This window comes from Plesiomonas shigelloides (assembly GCF_900087055.1).
Taxonomy (GTDB): domain Bacteria; phylum Pseudomonadota; class Gammaproteobacteria; order Enterobacterales; family CAMTGL01; genus Plesiomonas; species Plesiomonas shigelloides.
Genome location: NZ_LT575468.1, coordinates 2,758,705 through 2,772,348, shown reverse-complemented (window position 1 = coordinate 2,772,348; position 13,644 = coordinate 2,758,705). Strand labels below are relative to the sequence as shown.

Genomic DNA, 13,644 nt, shown 5'->3' with positions numbered 1-13,644 from the left:
TACCATTCAATAATGAACAGGGAACAGGCAAAGGGAAGGGGACAAACAGGTCACGAACAGAAGTACAAAGAAAAAAGCCCCGCTCAATGAGCAGGGCTTTTTTTGTATGGCTCCTCTGACTGGACTCGAACCAGTGACATACGGATTAACAGTCCGCCGTTCTACCGACTGAACTACAGAGGAATTGAATTGTTCACACCGAGATAATGTTATACGAGATTAAAGATGGTGCCCGGACGCGGAATCGAACCACGGACACGGGGATTTTCAATCCCCTGCTCTACCGACTGAGCTATCCGGGCACACCAAACGCTTTAACTCAATTAACTCGACGTTAATTTGGCTCCTCCTGCTGGACTTGAACCAGCGACATACGGATTAACAGTCCGCCGTTCTACCGACTGAACTAAGGAGGAATTGTTCTTGCTGCTTACACAGCGCAACACGTTGCTTTATCAAGCCACCATTTCTACAGTTCACTGAGTGACAAAGAGAAGTGGTGCCCGGACGCGGAATCGAACCACGGACACGGGGATTTTCAATCCCCTGCTCTACCGACTGAGCTATCCGGGCAGCGCGTTGTGGGGCGTATTAAACGGGTTTTGGGCAGCTGAGTCAACACCCTTTTGCAATAAATCCGTCAGAATACGCCCGTTTGACTCATTTTTCAGCTAAATGGTTATTTTATAGCATTAAACCGGCAACCAGAGCTGACAACACGCTGACTAAGGTTGAGCCGTACAGCAGGCGCAGGCCAAAGCGTGACACCATATTACCGCGCTCTTCATCCAAACCTTTCACTGCGCCGGCAATAATGCCGATTGAGCTGAAATTGGCAAAAGAGACCAGGAAAATGGAGATAACCCCAACGGTGTGAGCGCTTAAGGTCGCCGCTTGTTTTTTCAGCTCCATCATCGCCACAAACTCGTTGGTGACCAACTTGGTGGCCATGATGCTACCGGCATGCAGCGCTTCGGCGTGTGGAATGCCCATCAGCCACGCGACTGGGTAGAACAGGTAGCCCAAGGTGTCTTGGAAGCTAATACCGAACAGGGCGCTGAAGATATGGTTAATCATCGAGATCAGCGCGATAAAACCAATCAGCATCGCCGCAACAATCACCGCCACTTTAAAGCCTGCCAGAATGTATTCGCCCAGCATTTCAAAGAAGGTCAGCTTGTGCTCATCGGTTTCGATATTGGTCAGATCGTCTTCGGCTTCGCTGTCATACGGGTTGATGATCGATAGCACGATAAAGGTACTGAACATGTTTAAGATCAGCGCCGCTACCACATAGCGTGGTTCGATCAGCTGCATGTACGAGCCCACGATAGACATGGAAACCGTCGACATTGCCGTCGCCGCCATGGTGTACATCCGGCGCTCAGAGATGCGATGCAGCACGTTTTTATACGCGATGAAGTTTTCCGATTGGCCGATGATCATGGCACTGATGGCGTTAAACGACTCAATCTTGCCCATGCCGTTGACCTTAGACAGCACTAAGCCAATAAAGCGGATCACCACCGGCAGTACGCGGATATGCTGCAAAATACCGATCAGCACCGAGATAAACACAATCGGCATCAGCACCAGCAAGAAGAAGCTGAACTCGCCTTTATTCAGCAGGCCGCCGAACACAAAGTTGGTTCCGTCGCCGGCATATTCCAGCAGTTTGTTAAAGACGTCCGACAGCCCAGTGACGAGGCTCAAGCCGACTGAAGAGTGCAGCAAGAAGTAGGACAGGAACAGCTCGATGACGATGAGCTGCGCGATGTAACGCAGTTTTATCTTCTTACGATCCTTGCTCGCCAGCAGAGCCAAGGCGAAGACCACAACAAGTCCTAGAACAAAATGAATAATTTTCATACATGAAATACCGAGTCGGCTCACAAAACGAGAAGCAAGATACTGGATTGTCGAATTTATAGTTTGAAGTGTATTACAAAAATACGAATGCTTACATTTGAATGGCGTTAGCTCACGGACAAAGGCTATTCAAGCGGTGAAAAATAGCGCTTAACTGGGAAAGTTTGGCCAGATATCTGGCAATTTTATCAATCCGTGATGGCCGAATGCGTTTCACGCTCGGCTTGAACTTGCGTTGAATGCGGTATGAAGGCTCAAGGTCACAAACAAAAACGCCCGGCTCGCAACGGCAATGCGAGTCGGGCGTCATCGTATATTGAGGTAATGCTTAGCGCATTAGCCGAACAGGACAAACAGCTGGTGAGCACTGATCCCGGCCACTAAACCGCCCACGGTGTGTGCGGCAATGGCGCGTGAAGTCAGCGAGCGATAGCCCAGCGCATCCAGCATCGCGGTATGGGTGCTGAGAAAACCACTCCAGCACATTCCCATCGCAGTGAAGACCGCAATTTCATTACCAGTGATCAGCCCTTTGCTGATAAACGGCGGCACCAATGACATGGCCGCGCCCACCGCGCCGAGCGAGGTTGCCGGGAAGGCCACCAATTCTGGGTGCTTAAAGCCAAACAGGAAATCAAACACAAAACCCGCTTTAGCCGCCAGAGCTGGCAGCAGCGCCACTCCTTGGAAGGCTGCGCCGGTGTAACCTTCAGGCCCTGGGCCAAAGGTCAGTAGCATCACAAAGGTGCTGATGATCAACACCCCAGGGATCACCGCCATGCCAAGCTCGACCCCGGATTTACCGCCATCCAGCAGCGAGTTCAAAATACGCAGCCATACTGGCGTATTCTCGCTGTTTTCTTCGTGACTTACCTGAAACTGCTCCAACTCGGAGGCTTCTGGCTGCTGGCAGTCTAACGGTTCATCACCGACCAGTGGGCGCACCATGCGCTGCATTAAGCGGGTGGTTACGACAGAGCCAATCAGTGCGCCGGCCAGACCGAGCAGGGCGGCACGCACCGTATTGTGCTCAGGGCCTAACTGCAAGGTGGCCATAAAGGTCACCACAATCAGCCCCATGCCAAAGGCGGTACCGAAGTTGGTCAGCGAGATCAGCTGCCACGGGCGCAAGCCACGACGAAAACGTGCGTCTTTGGCTAGGCTAATGACTGCGGGGTTATCGGAGAAAAAGGTCATCAGACCGGCCAGCGCACAGCGCCCCGGCAGGCGATAGATTGGGCGCATCAATGGCGCCAGCAGCACTTCTAGCAAGCGGATCACGCCGAACTCGCTCAGCAGTTGGCTCAATGCACCAGAAAGTACCGTGATCCCCATAATGAACAGCACAGTATTGAGCAGCAGTTGGTGGGCGGTGTTGAAAATGGTGTTCACCATGGCCGACAGCCCCATCTGGTTACCCAGATAGCTGAACAACACGCCGAGAATAGATAAGACTAATACCGGTTCAACCCACTGTTTTATTCTTAATTTTTGAAGGATTTTGCTGTCGTCGGGTATTTGCGTAGTCATATCACATCTCTGGTTGATTTTAAGGCGGGAAGGATAACGCTTTCGCAGGGCTGGCGGCAACCAATAGACGCAACAAAAAAGCCCCGCTCAATGAGCAGGGCTTTCGAATTTGGCTCCTCTGACTGGACTCGAACCAGTGACATACGGATTAACAGTCCGCCGTTCTACCGACTGAACTACAGAGGAATTGATTGTGGCATGCACTCGACCATCGAAAAGGCGATGGTGCCCGGACGCGGAATCGAACCACGGACACGGGGATTTTCAATCCCCTGCTCTACCGACTGAGCTATCCGGGCAGCGCAATGCGGGACGTATTAAGCCATGAAGTAGGGCAGATAGCAAGTATAAAAATCAGCGCCCATTATCGGGTGCTGCAAAAAACAGCACTGTTTCCCTTGCTTACCGGTCAATGGCTGGTGCGTTGCTCGCCCTATTTAGTGGTCTTGCGGCTTACTCCCAATGCAGCTGCGGCGGCAAACTGATTTTGGCCGTTTCCAGCAATCGACGCGCGCCCAGATAGTGTTTACGCCAGTAATCATTATCCAGATGACTGATGCGAATGCGGCTGCCGGTATGCGGCGCTTCAATAAAGCGATTATTGCCCAAATAGATCCCCACATGGTCTGCGTGGCTGTGCTGCGGGCTATGGATATGGAAGAACACCAGATCGCCGGTTTCTAATTGCCCGCGCCGTACTCGGCTGGCGCTGCGCATATGGAACATGTTGTTCGCGGTGCGCGGCAGGTGCGGGGTGAACATCTTGTCATAAATAAAGTAGACCAAGCCGCTGCAGTCAAAACCGGTACGCGGTGAACTGCCCCCATACACATAGGGTTTCCCTAACTGGCGAATCGCTTTACGTACTACTAGTCGTTTGGCGATACGAATCTTATCGATGTGTTTACGCAGATGATGTTTCAGATGGGCAGATCTGGCTGGGTGTTTCTCCGCGTGTCGGCGGTGAGGGTGATTAGAGTGATGCGTAGCCTTGGTCTGCGCGTGATGTCCTGTGTGCGTATGGGAATGCTGAACGGCATGCGCAGAATGCGAGACATGCGAATGTGCATGCGTAAGCGCTGGCGCGTGCGTTGCCTTGGCGTGTTGGCGCGACGGTGTATGCCGGTGCGTGGGTTTTTGCTGGCGCGCTTTGCGCTTACGATGCGTCAGCTGATGGTGGCCCGTCGCACGTTGATGATGCGCGGCGTAGCAGCTTAAAGGCAGCGAACAGCCAAACAAAAACAAAAAAAACAATATGGGACGCAGCAAAGCTGCGGTAGTGAAGCTCATCATAATACTATCTGGTGAGTTCCTGCCGGACGGTATACGGTGTCAGCCACTTCATGCAGTGACGGATACCGATTCGGCATACAAATGGCAACGTAAGATGTCAGAACATGTCTTAGTCAAAAAGTTTCATAAAATGTGTGTGTGCAGACGTATTTGGAATAAAAACCGACAGCGCGCCGATTTATTACCCAGTGATAGCGAAGCCAAGAGGGCAAAGTTGAAGGTTTGCCAAGAGAGTTGAGAGTAGGGCGCTGGGGGTTAATAACGGATAAACCAATCAATAAACCGCAGATAGCAAAAAGCCCCGCTCATTGAGCAGGGCTTTCGAATTTGGCTCCTCTGACTGGACTCGAACCAGTGACATACGGATTAACAGTCCGCCGTTCTACCGACTGAACTACAGAGGAATTGCGTAGCAGACGTGTCTGCCTAACGGGGTGCTATTAAACGGATTTTTTCGCCAGAGTCAACGGTCAATGACACTTTTTTATCGCTATCGGCATGCGTTTGACTGCTTTTTAGTCATTGGCGCATAATTTCTGCGCTGAGCCTCTCATCGCGCTTAAGCGCTTGCGTAGCCGAAACCAGATCTCGGTAAATCTGAGTTCGGTACGCAGGCTCAGGCTCGCGGTGGCTACCGCTAAGCCTGATGGCTAAGTAAGATGGTCAGACTATCCGGCCGCGATAGTTACGCTGCGCGGTATTCACCTTGTACAGATAATGACGAGCTTGCGCCGAAGGGTGGCGAGTTGTCAGCACGTTGTACAGCTCATCTGGCGACATACTGTTGATGATATCCACCGCTTTTTGCTTATCTTGCGAGAAGATCCGCAGCACCGCCCCAGCACCACCGTTATAGGCCGAAATCATGGCATAACGACGGGAAACCGGATTGCGAATATTGGCCAGATAGTTGGTCTGCAAAATATGCAAGTACGCCGTACCGGTATCAATATTCTTTTCTGGATCAAACAGATAATCACGGCTTGGCGTGCCGTCTTTATTTTTGACCAGATTATACACATCGCGTCCGGCGGTGTGCTGCACCACCTGCATCAGCCCCAGCGCATTGGCCGAGCTGACCGCATACGGGTTAAAGCTCGATTCCACCTGCATGATGGCCAAGATCAGGCTTTCATCCACATTGTAGTTACGTGACGCTTTACGCACGATGTGGAGGTATTTCTTAGCGCGATAATTCAAGTGGTTAGCGATCATCGGAATATCGACATACCACACGGTACGGCCACCGATTTGGCGACTTTTCAGCTTGGTTTGCAGCAGATAATCGGCAAAACGACCGGCTTGGATCTGGTTGGTGATGGCTTTTTTCTGCTCATCCACCACTTGTCCGGCTAAAAACGGGTGCTTGCTAAAAGGCACATCGCTGTCGGAGAACAGATCGATCCCGTTCGGATCGTCGCCCATCAACAGGGTATGCACCATGGCATTACGCAGCTTATCCAGCGGGTTTTGGGTGGCGATAGTTTCCACCGTCACCATCCCGTTTTCAAAGTCGATATGACTGCGGGTATAGTAACGATCGGTGTACTTTACATAGTCTTTGCGGCTGGCAACCAGCATCTCGTTCAGACCCCACAGATCTTCGATATTGGCCGAAAACTGGCCCATCAAAATATCGAAGCCGTTGGTATCTTTAACGTATAGCGAAGGATCTTCCTTTGGTTTACTGGCACAGGCTGCCAGTAGAGGCAGGATCACACACCAAGTGAGTTTTTTCTTCATAAGTCAGGGCAATACATACCGAAGCGCCAGCAGCACTTCGGTAATAGATGGAATATTATTCACTCGGTGGAGTGTAGCCTTCAATCTGAACATCTTGCCCTTCGAACAGGAACTTCTCCATCTCCTGCTCCAAGAATTTACGATGTTCTGGATTCATCATGTTCAATTTTTTTTCGTTGATCAGCATGGTCTGCTTGCTTTGCCACTCTTGCCAAGCTTCTTGGCTGATGTGGTCATAAATGCGTTTACCCAGATCTCCTGGGTAGAGTTGAAACGCCAGTCCAGCGCCTTCTTTTTTCAGGCGGGCGCAAAATACGGTGCGACTCATCGTGATTCCTCGCTAGATAATTCCTCCGGTAGCAAGCGCAATAGGCGCTCTACCGGTGCAGCCAGTCCGACAGCTTGTGGTCGGGCTAAGTTATACCAGAGACCGTGCCCTTCATCCATGCAGTGATGGGATTCGCCCACCACCAACAGCGGAATAATATCCAGATGGAAGTGGCTGAAGGTATGGCGAAACGCCGTTAATTGACGACGTACCGTCAGACCACGCTGGGCCAGCCATTGTTCCGCTTCGTTGCGGGTCGCAAATTGGGGGAAGCAGAATAGGCCGCCCCACAATCCACTGGGTGGTCGCTGCTCTAGCCAGACCTGCGCATCGGGCAGTTCGGCCGGTGGCGACCACAAAATAAAGTAGCCCTCTTTTTCCGGCAGCGTCTGCTTAGGCTTTTTGCCGGGAAATGATTGCCAATCGGCGTGGGCATAGGCTTCGCAGCCATGTGCCAGCGGGCAGAGCGAGCATTTGGGTTTGCTGCGGGTGCACACCAGCGCGCCTAAATCCATCATCGCTTGATTGAAATACTGCACGCCCTCTTGCGGCGTGACTTTGGCGCTGATGTCCCACAGCCGATTTTCGACCGCCTTTTGCCCCGGCCAGCCGGCGACGCGATAACAGCGCGCCAAGACCCGCTTCACGTTACCGTCCAAAATAGGATAGTGCAGACCCAGCGAAAGCGACAAAATGGCACCTGCGGTGGAGCGGCCAATCCCCGGTAAGGCACAAATGGCATCAAAATCGGTCGGGAACTCGCCTTGATACTGTTCGGCAACAATTTGTGCGGTTTTATGCAGGTTGCGGGCACGGGCGTAGTAGCCGAGTCCGGTCCACAGGTGTAATACTTGATCCAGTGGCGCGGCCGCTAAATCGGTGACCGTGGGGAAGTGCTGCATAAAGCGCTCAAAATACGGGATCACCGTGGCCACCTGCGTTTGTTGCAGCATGACTTCGGATAACCAGACGGTATATGGCGTTTTCTGGCGCTGCCACGGCAAAGTCTTGCGACCAAAGGCGTGATACCAGGTCAACACGGCCTTGGAAAAGGCAGCTGCAGGGAAGTGCGCGGTTGGCATAACTGACTCGGGTAATTGCAGGAAGCGTGATTGCATCACAGCCTTGGCAGGCTGTAAACCGGATAATCGGTAAGGGAATCGCCCTTCACCGTGGCTTTCGGTGCTATCCTGCTTGCTATGTTGGGCCATCTTTGCATAATGCGCCTTCTATTAAGATTGATTGACGATGAATTCAGCAGGGTATGACCATGGGTGAGGTTACCATTCCAGAGTTTGATGAAGAAGGCCGCTATCTGCGTAAGATCCGCAGCTTTGTACGCCGTCAGGGTCGACTGACCAAAGGTCAGGAGTTGGCACTGGAGAACTACTGGGAGCAGATGGGCGTAGATTTTCAAGAGCAGGTGCTGGATTTTACCGCGCTGTTTGGCCGCGAAGCACCGGTGGTGCTCGAGATCGGCTTTGGTATGGGCGCATCGCTGGTGGAAATGGCGAAAAACGCACCGGAGAAAAACTTCCTCGGTATTGAAGTGCACACCCCAGGTGTGGGTGCTTGCCTGTCTTCAGCACATGAAGCGGGCGTGACTAACCTGCGCGTGATGTGCCATGACGCTATCGAAGTGCTGGAGAAGATGATTGCGGATGGCTCGCTGAGCACCGTACAGCTGTTCTTCCCCGATCCGTGGCATAAGGCGCGTCACCATAAACGCCGTATCGTTCAGTTGCCGTTTGCTGAGCAGCTGCGCGTGAAACTGAAAATCGGTGGTGTGTTCCATATGGCCACTGACTGGGAAAATTACGCCGAGCATATGCTGGAAGTAATGCAAGCTGCGCCAGGTTACCGTAACCTGTCTGCTAGCAATGATTTTATGCCGCGTCCTGAACACCGTCCGCTGACCAAATTTGAGCAGCGTGGCCACCGTTTAGGGCACGGCGTGTGGGACCTGATGTTCGAGAGGACTGAGTAATGGCAAAACACCGTAGTGCGCGTCTGCGTAAAAAGCTGCATGTGGATGAGTTTCAGGAACTGGGCTTTACCGTTAATTGGCAGTTTCCTGAAGGAACCAGTGCTGAGCAAATCGATGCCGCGCTGGATGCCTTTATCGCCGAAGTGATTGAGCCAAATGGCCTGTCCTACGACGGCAGCGGCTACCTGTACTGGGAAGGTCTGGTGGTGCTGCAGCAAGTGGGTAAATGTACAGATGAGCACCGTGCGCTGGTTCAAGCATGGGCTGAGAAGCAAGGGCTGCTGGAAGTTGAAGTTAGTCCACTGCTGGACGTCTGGTGGGATTAATTCCCCGCGCTGACTTCGCTATAATCTGGCCCCATTCGAGATAATTCGATGTGGTCGGGTAGTAGCAGGTTATCGGATGATGTAGTTCAGTGAATCTGCACTCTGAAACGGGCTCCCTCGGAGCCCGTTTTTTTTTGACGTGGAATTTTTGTTTTGCCCTGCGAGCCGGCAGCACATCTAGGTGTAAGGATAAAAGACAGTGATATTGAGTAACGCATTGCTGGAGGAGATTCTGGCAGAGGTCCGCCCGCAAATCAGTCGCGGTAAAGTGGCCGATTATATTCCAGCGTTGGCCAGTGTGCCGGCGGAGCGGCTCGGTATTGCGGTGTGCATGAATGATGGCACGGTTTATCAAGCTGGTGATGCGCAGGAGCGCTTTTCTATTCAGTCGATCTCAAAAGTTTTAACTCTGACGCTGGCGTTAACGCGTTACTCGGAAGAGGAGATTTGGCAGCGCGTCGGCAAAGAGCCGTCCGGTCAGCCGTTTAACTCGTTGGTGCAAATTGAGCTTGAGCGCGGAAAACCGCGCAATCCGTTTATCAATGCCGGTGCGCTGGTGGTGTGCGATATGCTGCAAACGCGCTTGAGCGCGCCGAAACAGCGGATGCTGGATCTGGTGCGTCAGCTGGCGTGTCAGGCGGATATCGGTTATGACAGCGTGGTAGCGCGTTCAGAGTTTGACCATTCGGCGCGTAATGCGGCGATTGCCTATTTGATGAAATCGTTCGGTAACTTCCATAATGATGTGACTGACGTACTGCAAACCTATTTCCACTACTGCGCCATCAAGATGAGCTGCACCGAGTTGGCGCGCGCCTTTTCCTACCTGGCCAATCACGGCCAGTCACTGTGCGCGCTCGAGCCGGTGATCTCCAGTCGTCAAACGCGGCAGATTAATGCGCTGCTGGCCACTTGTGGCCTGTATGATGGCGCCGGTGAGTTTGCTTATCGCGTTGGGATGCCGGGGAAATCCGGTGTCGGTGGCGGCATTGTGGCCGTCATTCCAGGTGAGATGAGTATCGCCGTATGGTCACCAGCGCTAGATGTAAACGGCAACTCGCTGGCGGGGATCTCAGCGTTGGAGCTGTTATCGCAGCGCTTAGGACGCTCGATTTTTTAATCTGGGTATTTAATCAAAGTTGTTAGCACGCAGACAAATGTGGCGCGGAAAATAACGAGGAACAACGATGAGAGCAAAACCGATGTTAGTCGCGCTACTGATGGCGATGGTAGGCGGCGCCATGACGCTGCCAGCGTTGGCGGCGGAGACTTGTCCGTACACGTTGAACCAGAATATCTACCTGACTCCAGAGGCGGTGGAGTTGCAGGGCAAAACCACGCAGCTGCGTATCAGCAAAGAAGGTGAGGTGAGCCGTAATCAGCAGCCGCTGACATTGGATCTGGCCGCTCAGCAGCAGGCATTTGTGCTACAGCAGCAATTACGCCGAGAGCTACCGGCGCTGGATAAACAGGCGCATCAGCAGTTACAGCAGGCGCAGCAAGGCCTCGATGATGTGGTGATCCGCCAGCTAGGGGGAAACAGTAAAGTGCGTGCGCAGCTGCGTGATCTGCACGCCTTGCTGACGGCGCGACTGGATAAAATCGTGGTGCATCAAAACGGTGGACTGGCAGTTCTCGCGGATGCATTGCCTGCCCAGCAGCAAGAAACCGAGCGTTTGGTGCAGCAAAAACTGGGTGAAATCTTGCAGCAAGGCTTGCAGGAGTTGAGTAGCCGACAAAGTGAAGGCGATGCCGCCAGTCAGCTCAAAGCGATGTTGGCGCAGGTAGCCAGCTTACGTAATGCGCTGTCTGCCGAGTGGAAAAGTCAGGAGCAGGGCTTTCGCCGCTTAGGCAGTGAAGCTTGTCATACCCTAGGGCGTTTGCAACAGCAGCAGCAAAAACTGGAGCAGTTACTGCCGCAGTAAGCTCACGTTAATCTTACCATCGCATATCGCTAATCTGTTATAGCTTACCGGTGGTGGCGGCCAAATGTTGGCTGCTGCTGCCGTGGAATTGCCGAGGAGATTTCCTGCGCTCCTGTTTTTCCCTTTCCCTTTGTCTCTCTTTTTATCCTTTTTAGTGCTTTCTTCAGCATGCTCTCTTGGTGTGTAGCGTGGCTCCCGTGTGCTGACGTAACGGTCGGCTACCTCTCTGTATTTCTGTTTTTGGTCACATTTTAGACTGTCGCTTGGCTGTAATCGGGCAGCTTCGCTTGTGTTTATGGTCTTTAGCTGACACGATTCAATTAAAGCCATATAGATAACATGGTTATTGGTGGTGTGTGGTGTCGATGTGGGCGTAATGAACGGAAAGGAGTCTGGGCATGGCGATGGTGTATCTGGCGATTAATGCAGTGCTGGCGTTGGTGTCGGTGTATGCGATTGGCGATTTGCTGGGCGGCTGGAGTGTGTCTTATGTGGCTGCCATTGCGCTGATTGTGTTTTTGCCGCGCTGGTTTGCGTTGCCGGCGATGGTCGGGGCGATGTATTGCTGGCAGTGGAGCCCGCTGGTGGCGGTAGCGGTATTAGGCTGGCCGTTACTGTTATCCTTGTATGGCCAAGGGCTGGAGAAATTGCCGGAGCTCAATAGTCGTTGGCGTCGGGTGCCGTCGCTCTGAGTTAGCCGCTATTGTATCATTTGAAAAAGCCCGGAGTCTCGCCGTGCGGGGAGGCTCTGGGCTTTGTCTTTTTTCTTACGCATCGAGCGTAATGAATAGCTCCAACAAGGAGTTGAGGAATAATTTACCGTGTTCCGTCAGCTGCCAATGCGTGGTGGTTTCTTCGATGTAACCGGCGCGCAGGGCTTGCTCGATAGCCGGACGAATACTCTCTTCGCTTAAGCCGGTAAAGCGTGGGAAATCGGCGCGCGGAGCCGGCTCTAGCAACCGAAAACGGTTCATAAAGAACTCGAATGGCCGGTCGTCCAACGCCACTTCGCTGTGATTATCAGTATAACGCCCTTGCAAATAGCCTTTTGGATGGCGGGTTTTCACCGTACGCAGAATGCGGCCATCGGTAAAACTCAGCTTGCCGTGTGCGCCGCAGCCAATCCCCAGATAATCGCCAAAACGCCAGTAGTTGAGATTATGTTGGCATTGGTAACCTGGGCGAGCATAGGCTGAGATTTCGTACTGCTCATAACCGGCTTCGGTCAGCAGTTTGTGCCCTTCGGAGAAGATCAGCCACAGCATATCTTCATCTGGCAGCACTGGCGGGCGCGAGTTGAACAAGGTGTTCGGCTCGATAGTCAGCTGATACCACGACAAATGTGGCGGGGCGAGGGCAATGGCTTGGCGCAAATCGGCCAGCGCTTCTTCTAGGCTTTGCTCCGGCAGGCCGTGCATCAGATCCAAATTGAAGCTGCGCAGACCCAAACCGGTGGCTAACTCGGCGGCGCGCACCGCCTCTTGCGGCCCGTGAATGCGTCCTAACCGCTGCAGCTTGTCGGCGGCAAAGCTCTGCACGCCAATTGAGATGCGGTTGATTCCGGCTTGTTGATAGCCGGTGAAGCGGTCGGCTTCCACGGTGCCGGGGTTGGCCTCCATGGTGATCTCTGCATCGGCGGCTACCGCAATACGCGCCCGCACGCCATCGAGCAGTTGTTGCATCCCTTCGGCGGAGAACAGGCTCGGCGTACCGCCACCGATGAAGATGGTGCCGATCTCGCGACCACTGGTCAGCGGCAGGTCAGCTTCCAAGTCATTCAGCAGATGGCCGATATACTCTTGCTCAGGTAGCCCTTGCTTGAGTGCATGCGAGTTAAAATCGCAGTACGGGCATTTTTGCACGCACCACGGAATATGGATGTACAAACTGAGCGGAGGTAACTCAAGCATGCGTCATGGCGTCCTGTAATTTTTTCAGCGCTTGTGCGCGGTGCGAGACCGCCTTTTTGTGCTCGGCGGTCAGTTCGGCCGAGGTGCAACCCAGCTCCGGCACGAAGAAAATCGGATCGTAGCCAAAGCCGCCTTGGCCAGCTGGGGCGCGGGTGATCATTCCTTCCCACTGGCCGTGACAAACGATCGGCGTTGGATCTTCGGCATGGCGTAAGTATACCAGCACGCAGTGAAAACGGGCGCGGCGCTCAGCGTCGGGAATGTCTTGCATCGCAGCCAGCAGCTTTTGCAGGTTCTCTTCATCGCTGGCGTTTTCTCCGGCGTAGCGCGCGGAATACAGGCCCGGTGCGCCGCCGAGGCAGTCCACCGACAAACCGGAGTCATCCGCGATGGCTGGCAAACCGGTCAGGCGGCTGGCATGACGGGCTTTGAGGATTGCGTTTTCGATAAAGGTCAGGCCGGTTTCTTCGGCGGAGTCGATCCCAAATTCGCTTTGTGCGACTACGTCCAGTCCAAACGCGGCCAGCAAGTCTGCCATCTCACGCACTTTGCCTTTATTGCCGGTGGCTAAAACCACTTTTTGTTGTGCTTTTTGCATCACGTCATCCGCCTGTATCAAATCAGTTTCAGTGGGCGAGATGGTAGCGCGCTTGGCTGCTGGGTGCCAGTGGCGCGCGTATTGAAGCCAAACGTTGAGGATGAAATACGCGCCTGCGCGGGGCACGACCGGCGC

14 protein-coding genes and 7 tRNA genes are annotated in these 13,644 nt (G+C 53.3%); 6 read left to right on the top strand and 15 right to left on the bottom strand.

The features are described 5' to 3' along the window. Positions 1 to 107 precede the first annotated feature (107 nt). The 9 genes from NCTC9997_RS12400 to NCTC9997_RS15190 form a co-directional block, all read right to left on the bottom strand. Positions 108 to 183: transfer RNA gene (locus NCTC9997_RS12400), tRNA-Asn, on the bottom strand. 43 nt (positions 184 to 226) lie between these two features. Continuing rightward, a tRNA-Phe gene (locus tag NCTC9997_RS12395) sits at positions 227 to 302 on the bottom strand. A gap of 38 nt (positions 303 to 340) precedes the next feature. After that, positions 341 to 416: transfer RNA gene (locus tag NCTC9997_RS12390), tRNA-Asn, on the bottom strand. A gap of 81 nt (positions 417 to 497) precedes the next feature. After that, a tRNA-Phe gene (locus NCTC9997_RS12385) sits at positions 498 to 573 on the bottom strand. Between the two features lie 111 nt (positions 574 to 684). Beyond that, positions 685 to 1,869 carry a NupC/NupG family nucleoside CNT transporter gene (locus tag NCTC9997_RS12380; protein ID WP_010864574.1) on the bottom strand — a complete coding sequence of 395 codons (1,185 nt, stop codon included), beginning with the start codon at positions 1,867 to 1,869 and terminating at the stop codon, positions 685 to 687. 336 nt (positions 1,870 to 2,205) lie between these two features. Beyond that, positions 2,206 to 3,399 carry a CD0519/CD1768 family membrane protein gene (locus tag NCTC9997_RS12375; protein ID WP_036769987.1) on the bottom strand — a complete coding sequence of 398 codons (1,194 nt, stop codon included), beginning with the start codon at positions 3,397 to 3,399 and terminating at the stop codon, positions 2,206 to 2,208. Positions 3,400 to 3,509: 110 nt separating this feature from the next. After that, positions 3,510 to 3,585, bottom strand: a tRNA-Asn gene (locus NCTC9997_RS12370). Positions 3,586 to 3,622: 37 nt separating this feature from the next. Continuing rightward, positions 3,623 to 3,698 (bottom strand) — tRNA-Phe (locus NCTC9997_RS12365). Positions 3,699 to 3,852: 154 nt separating this feature from the next. Beyond that, entirely contained in the window at positions 3,853 to 4,230 is a 378-nt protein-coding gene (locus tag NCTC9997_RS15190; protein ID WP_010864572.1) for a C40 family peptidase, read from the bottom strand. Positions 4,231 to 4,377: 147 nt separating this feature from the next. Between NCTC9997_RS15190 and NCTC9997_RS15185 the strand changes: the two genes are divergently transcribed. Further along, on the top strand, positions 4,378 to 4,617 hold the full coding sequence (locus NCTC9997_RS15185) for a hypothetical protein (RefSeq protein WP_167550141.1): 240 nt from the start codon (positions 4,378 to 4,380) through the stop codon (positions 4,615 to 4,617). Between the two features lie 403 nt (positions 4,618 to 5,020). Here NCTC9997_RS15185 and NCTC9997_RS12355 read toward each other — a convergent pair. From NCTC9997_RS12355 to mutY, 4 genes are all read right to left on the bottom strand, one after another. Beyond that, positions 5,021 to 5,096: transfer RNA gene (locus NCTC9997_RS12355), tRNA-Asn, on the bottom strand. A gap of 259 nt (positions 5,097 to 5,355) precedes the next feature. Continuing rightward, the gene (gene mltC / locus NCTC9997_RS12350) at positions 5,356 to 6,435 is read right to left on the bottom strand and encodes a membrane-bound lytic murein transglycosylase MltC (RefSeq protein WP_047708176.1); all 1,080 of its coding nucleotides are present in this window, start codon (positions 6,433 to 6,435) and stop codon (positions 5,356 to 5,358) included. A gap of 55 nt (positions 6,436 to 6,490) precedes the next feature. After that, positions 6,491 to 6,763, bottom strand: coding sequence for an oxidative damage protection protein (locus tag NCTC9997_RS12345; RefSeq protein ID WP_064978170.1), 273 nt, complete (start codon positions 6,761 to 6,763; stop codon positions 6,491 to 6,493). After that, positions 6,760 to 7,845, bottom strand: a complete 1,086-nt coding sequence (mutY, locus tag NCTC9997_RS12340) for an A/G-specific adenine glycosylase (RefSeq protein ID WP_064978513.1) — start codon at positions 7,843 to 7,845, stop codon at positions 6,760 to 6,762. Before mutY ends, NCTC9997_RS12345 begins: the two co-directional genes overlap by 4 nt. Before the next feature lie 188 nt (positions 7,846 to 8,033). On the opposite strand from mutY, the gene trmB reads away from it, so the two are divergent. The 5 genes from trmB (at position 8,034) to NCTC9997_RS12315 (ending at position 11,693) form a co-directional block, all read left to right on the top strand. After that, positions 8,034 to 8,750 (top strand): tRNA (guanosine(46)-N7)-methyltransferase TrmB, encoded by a 717-nt coding sequence (gene trmB, locus NCTC9997_RS12335; RefSeq protein WP_010864566.1) that lies wholly within the window; start codon positions 8,034 to 8,036, stop codon positions 8,748 to 8,750. Beyond that, the gene (locus NCTC9997_RS12330; RefSeq protein ID WP_010864565.1) at positions 8,750 to 9,076 is read left to right on the top strand and encodes a YggL family protein; all 327 of its coding nucleotides are present in this window, start codon (positions 8,750 to 8,752) and stop codon (positions 9,074 to 9,076) included. The genes trmB and NCTC9997_RS12330 overlap by 1 nt, the downstream gene beginning before the upstream one ends. Before the next feature lie 199 nt (positions 9,077 to 9,275). Then, positions 9,276 to 10,196, top strand: coding sequence for a glutaminase B (glsB, locus tag NCTC9997_RS12325; protein WP_039045862.1), 921 nt, complete (start codon positions 9,276 to 9,278; stop codon positions 10,194 to 10,196). A 67-nt stretch (positions 10,197 to 10,263) separates the two neighbouring features. After that, positions 10,264 to 11,001, top strand: a complete 738-nt coding sequence (locus NCTC9997_RS12320) for a DUF2884 family protein (protein WP_082935560.1) — start codon at positions 10,264 to 10,266, stop codon at positions 10,999 to 11,001. A 398-nt stretch (positions 11,002 to 11,399) separates the two neighbouring features. Then, positions 11,400 to 11,693 (top strand): hypothetical protein, encoded by a 294-nt coding sequence (locus tag NCTC9997_RS12315; RefSeq protein ID WP_010864562.1) that lies wholly within the window; start codon positions 11,400 to 11,402, stop codon positions 11,691 to 11,693. 75 nt (positions 11,694 to 11,768) lie between these two features. Here the strand turns inward: NCTC9997_RS12315 and hemW are convergent, their stop codons facing one another. Beyond that, complete coding sequence (gene hemW, locus NCTC9997_RS12310; protein WP_064978168.1) at positions 11,769 to 12,911, bottom strand: radical SAM family heme chaperone HemW; 1,143 nt, start codon at positions 12,909 to 12,911, stop codon at positions 11,769 to 11,771. Beyond that, positions 12,904 to 13,509, bottom strand: a complete 606-nt coding sequence (locus NCTC9997_RS12305) for an XTP/dITP diphosphatase (RefSeq protein ID WP_064978167.1) — start codon at positions 13,507 to 13,509, stop codon at positions 12,904 to 12,906. The genes hemW and NCTC9997_RS12305 overlap by 8 nt, the downstream gene beginning before the upstream one ends. Positions 13,510 to 13,644: the final 135 nt, after the last annotated feature.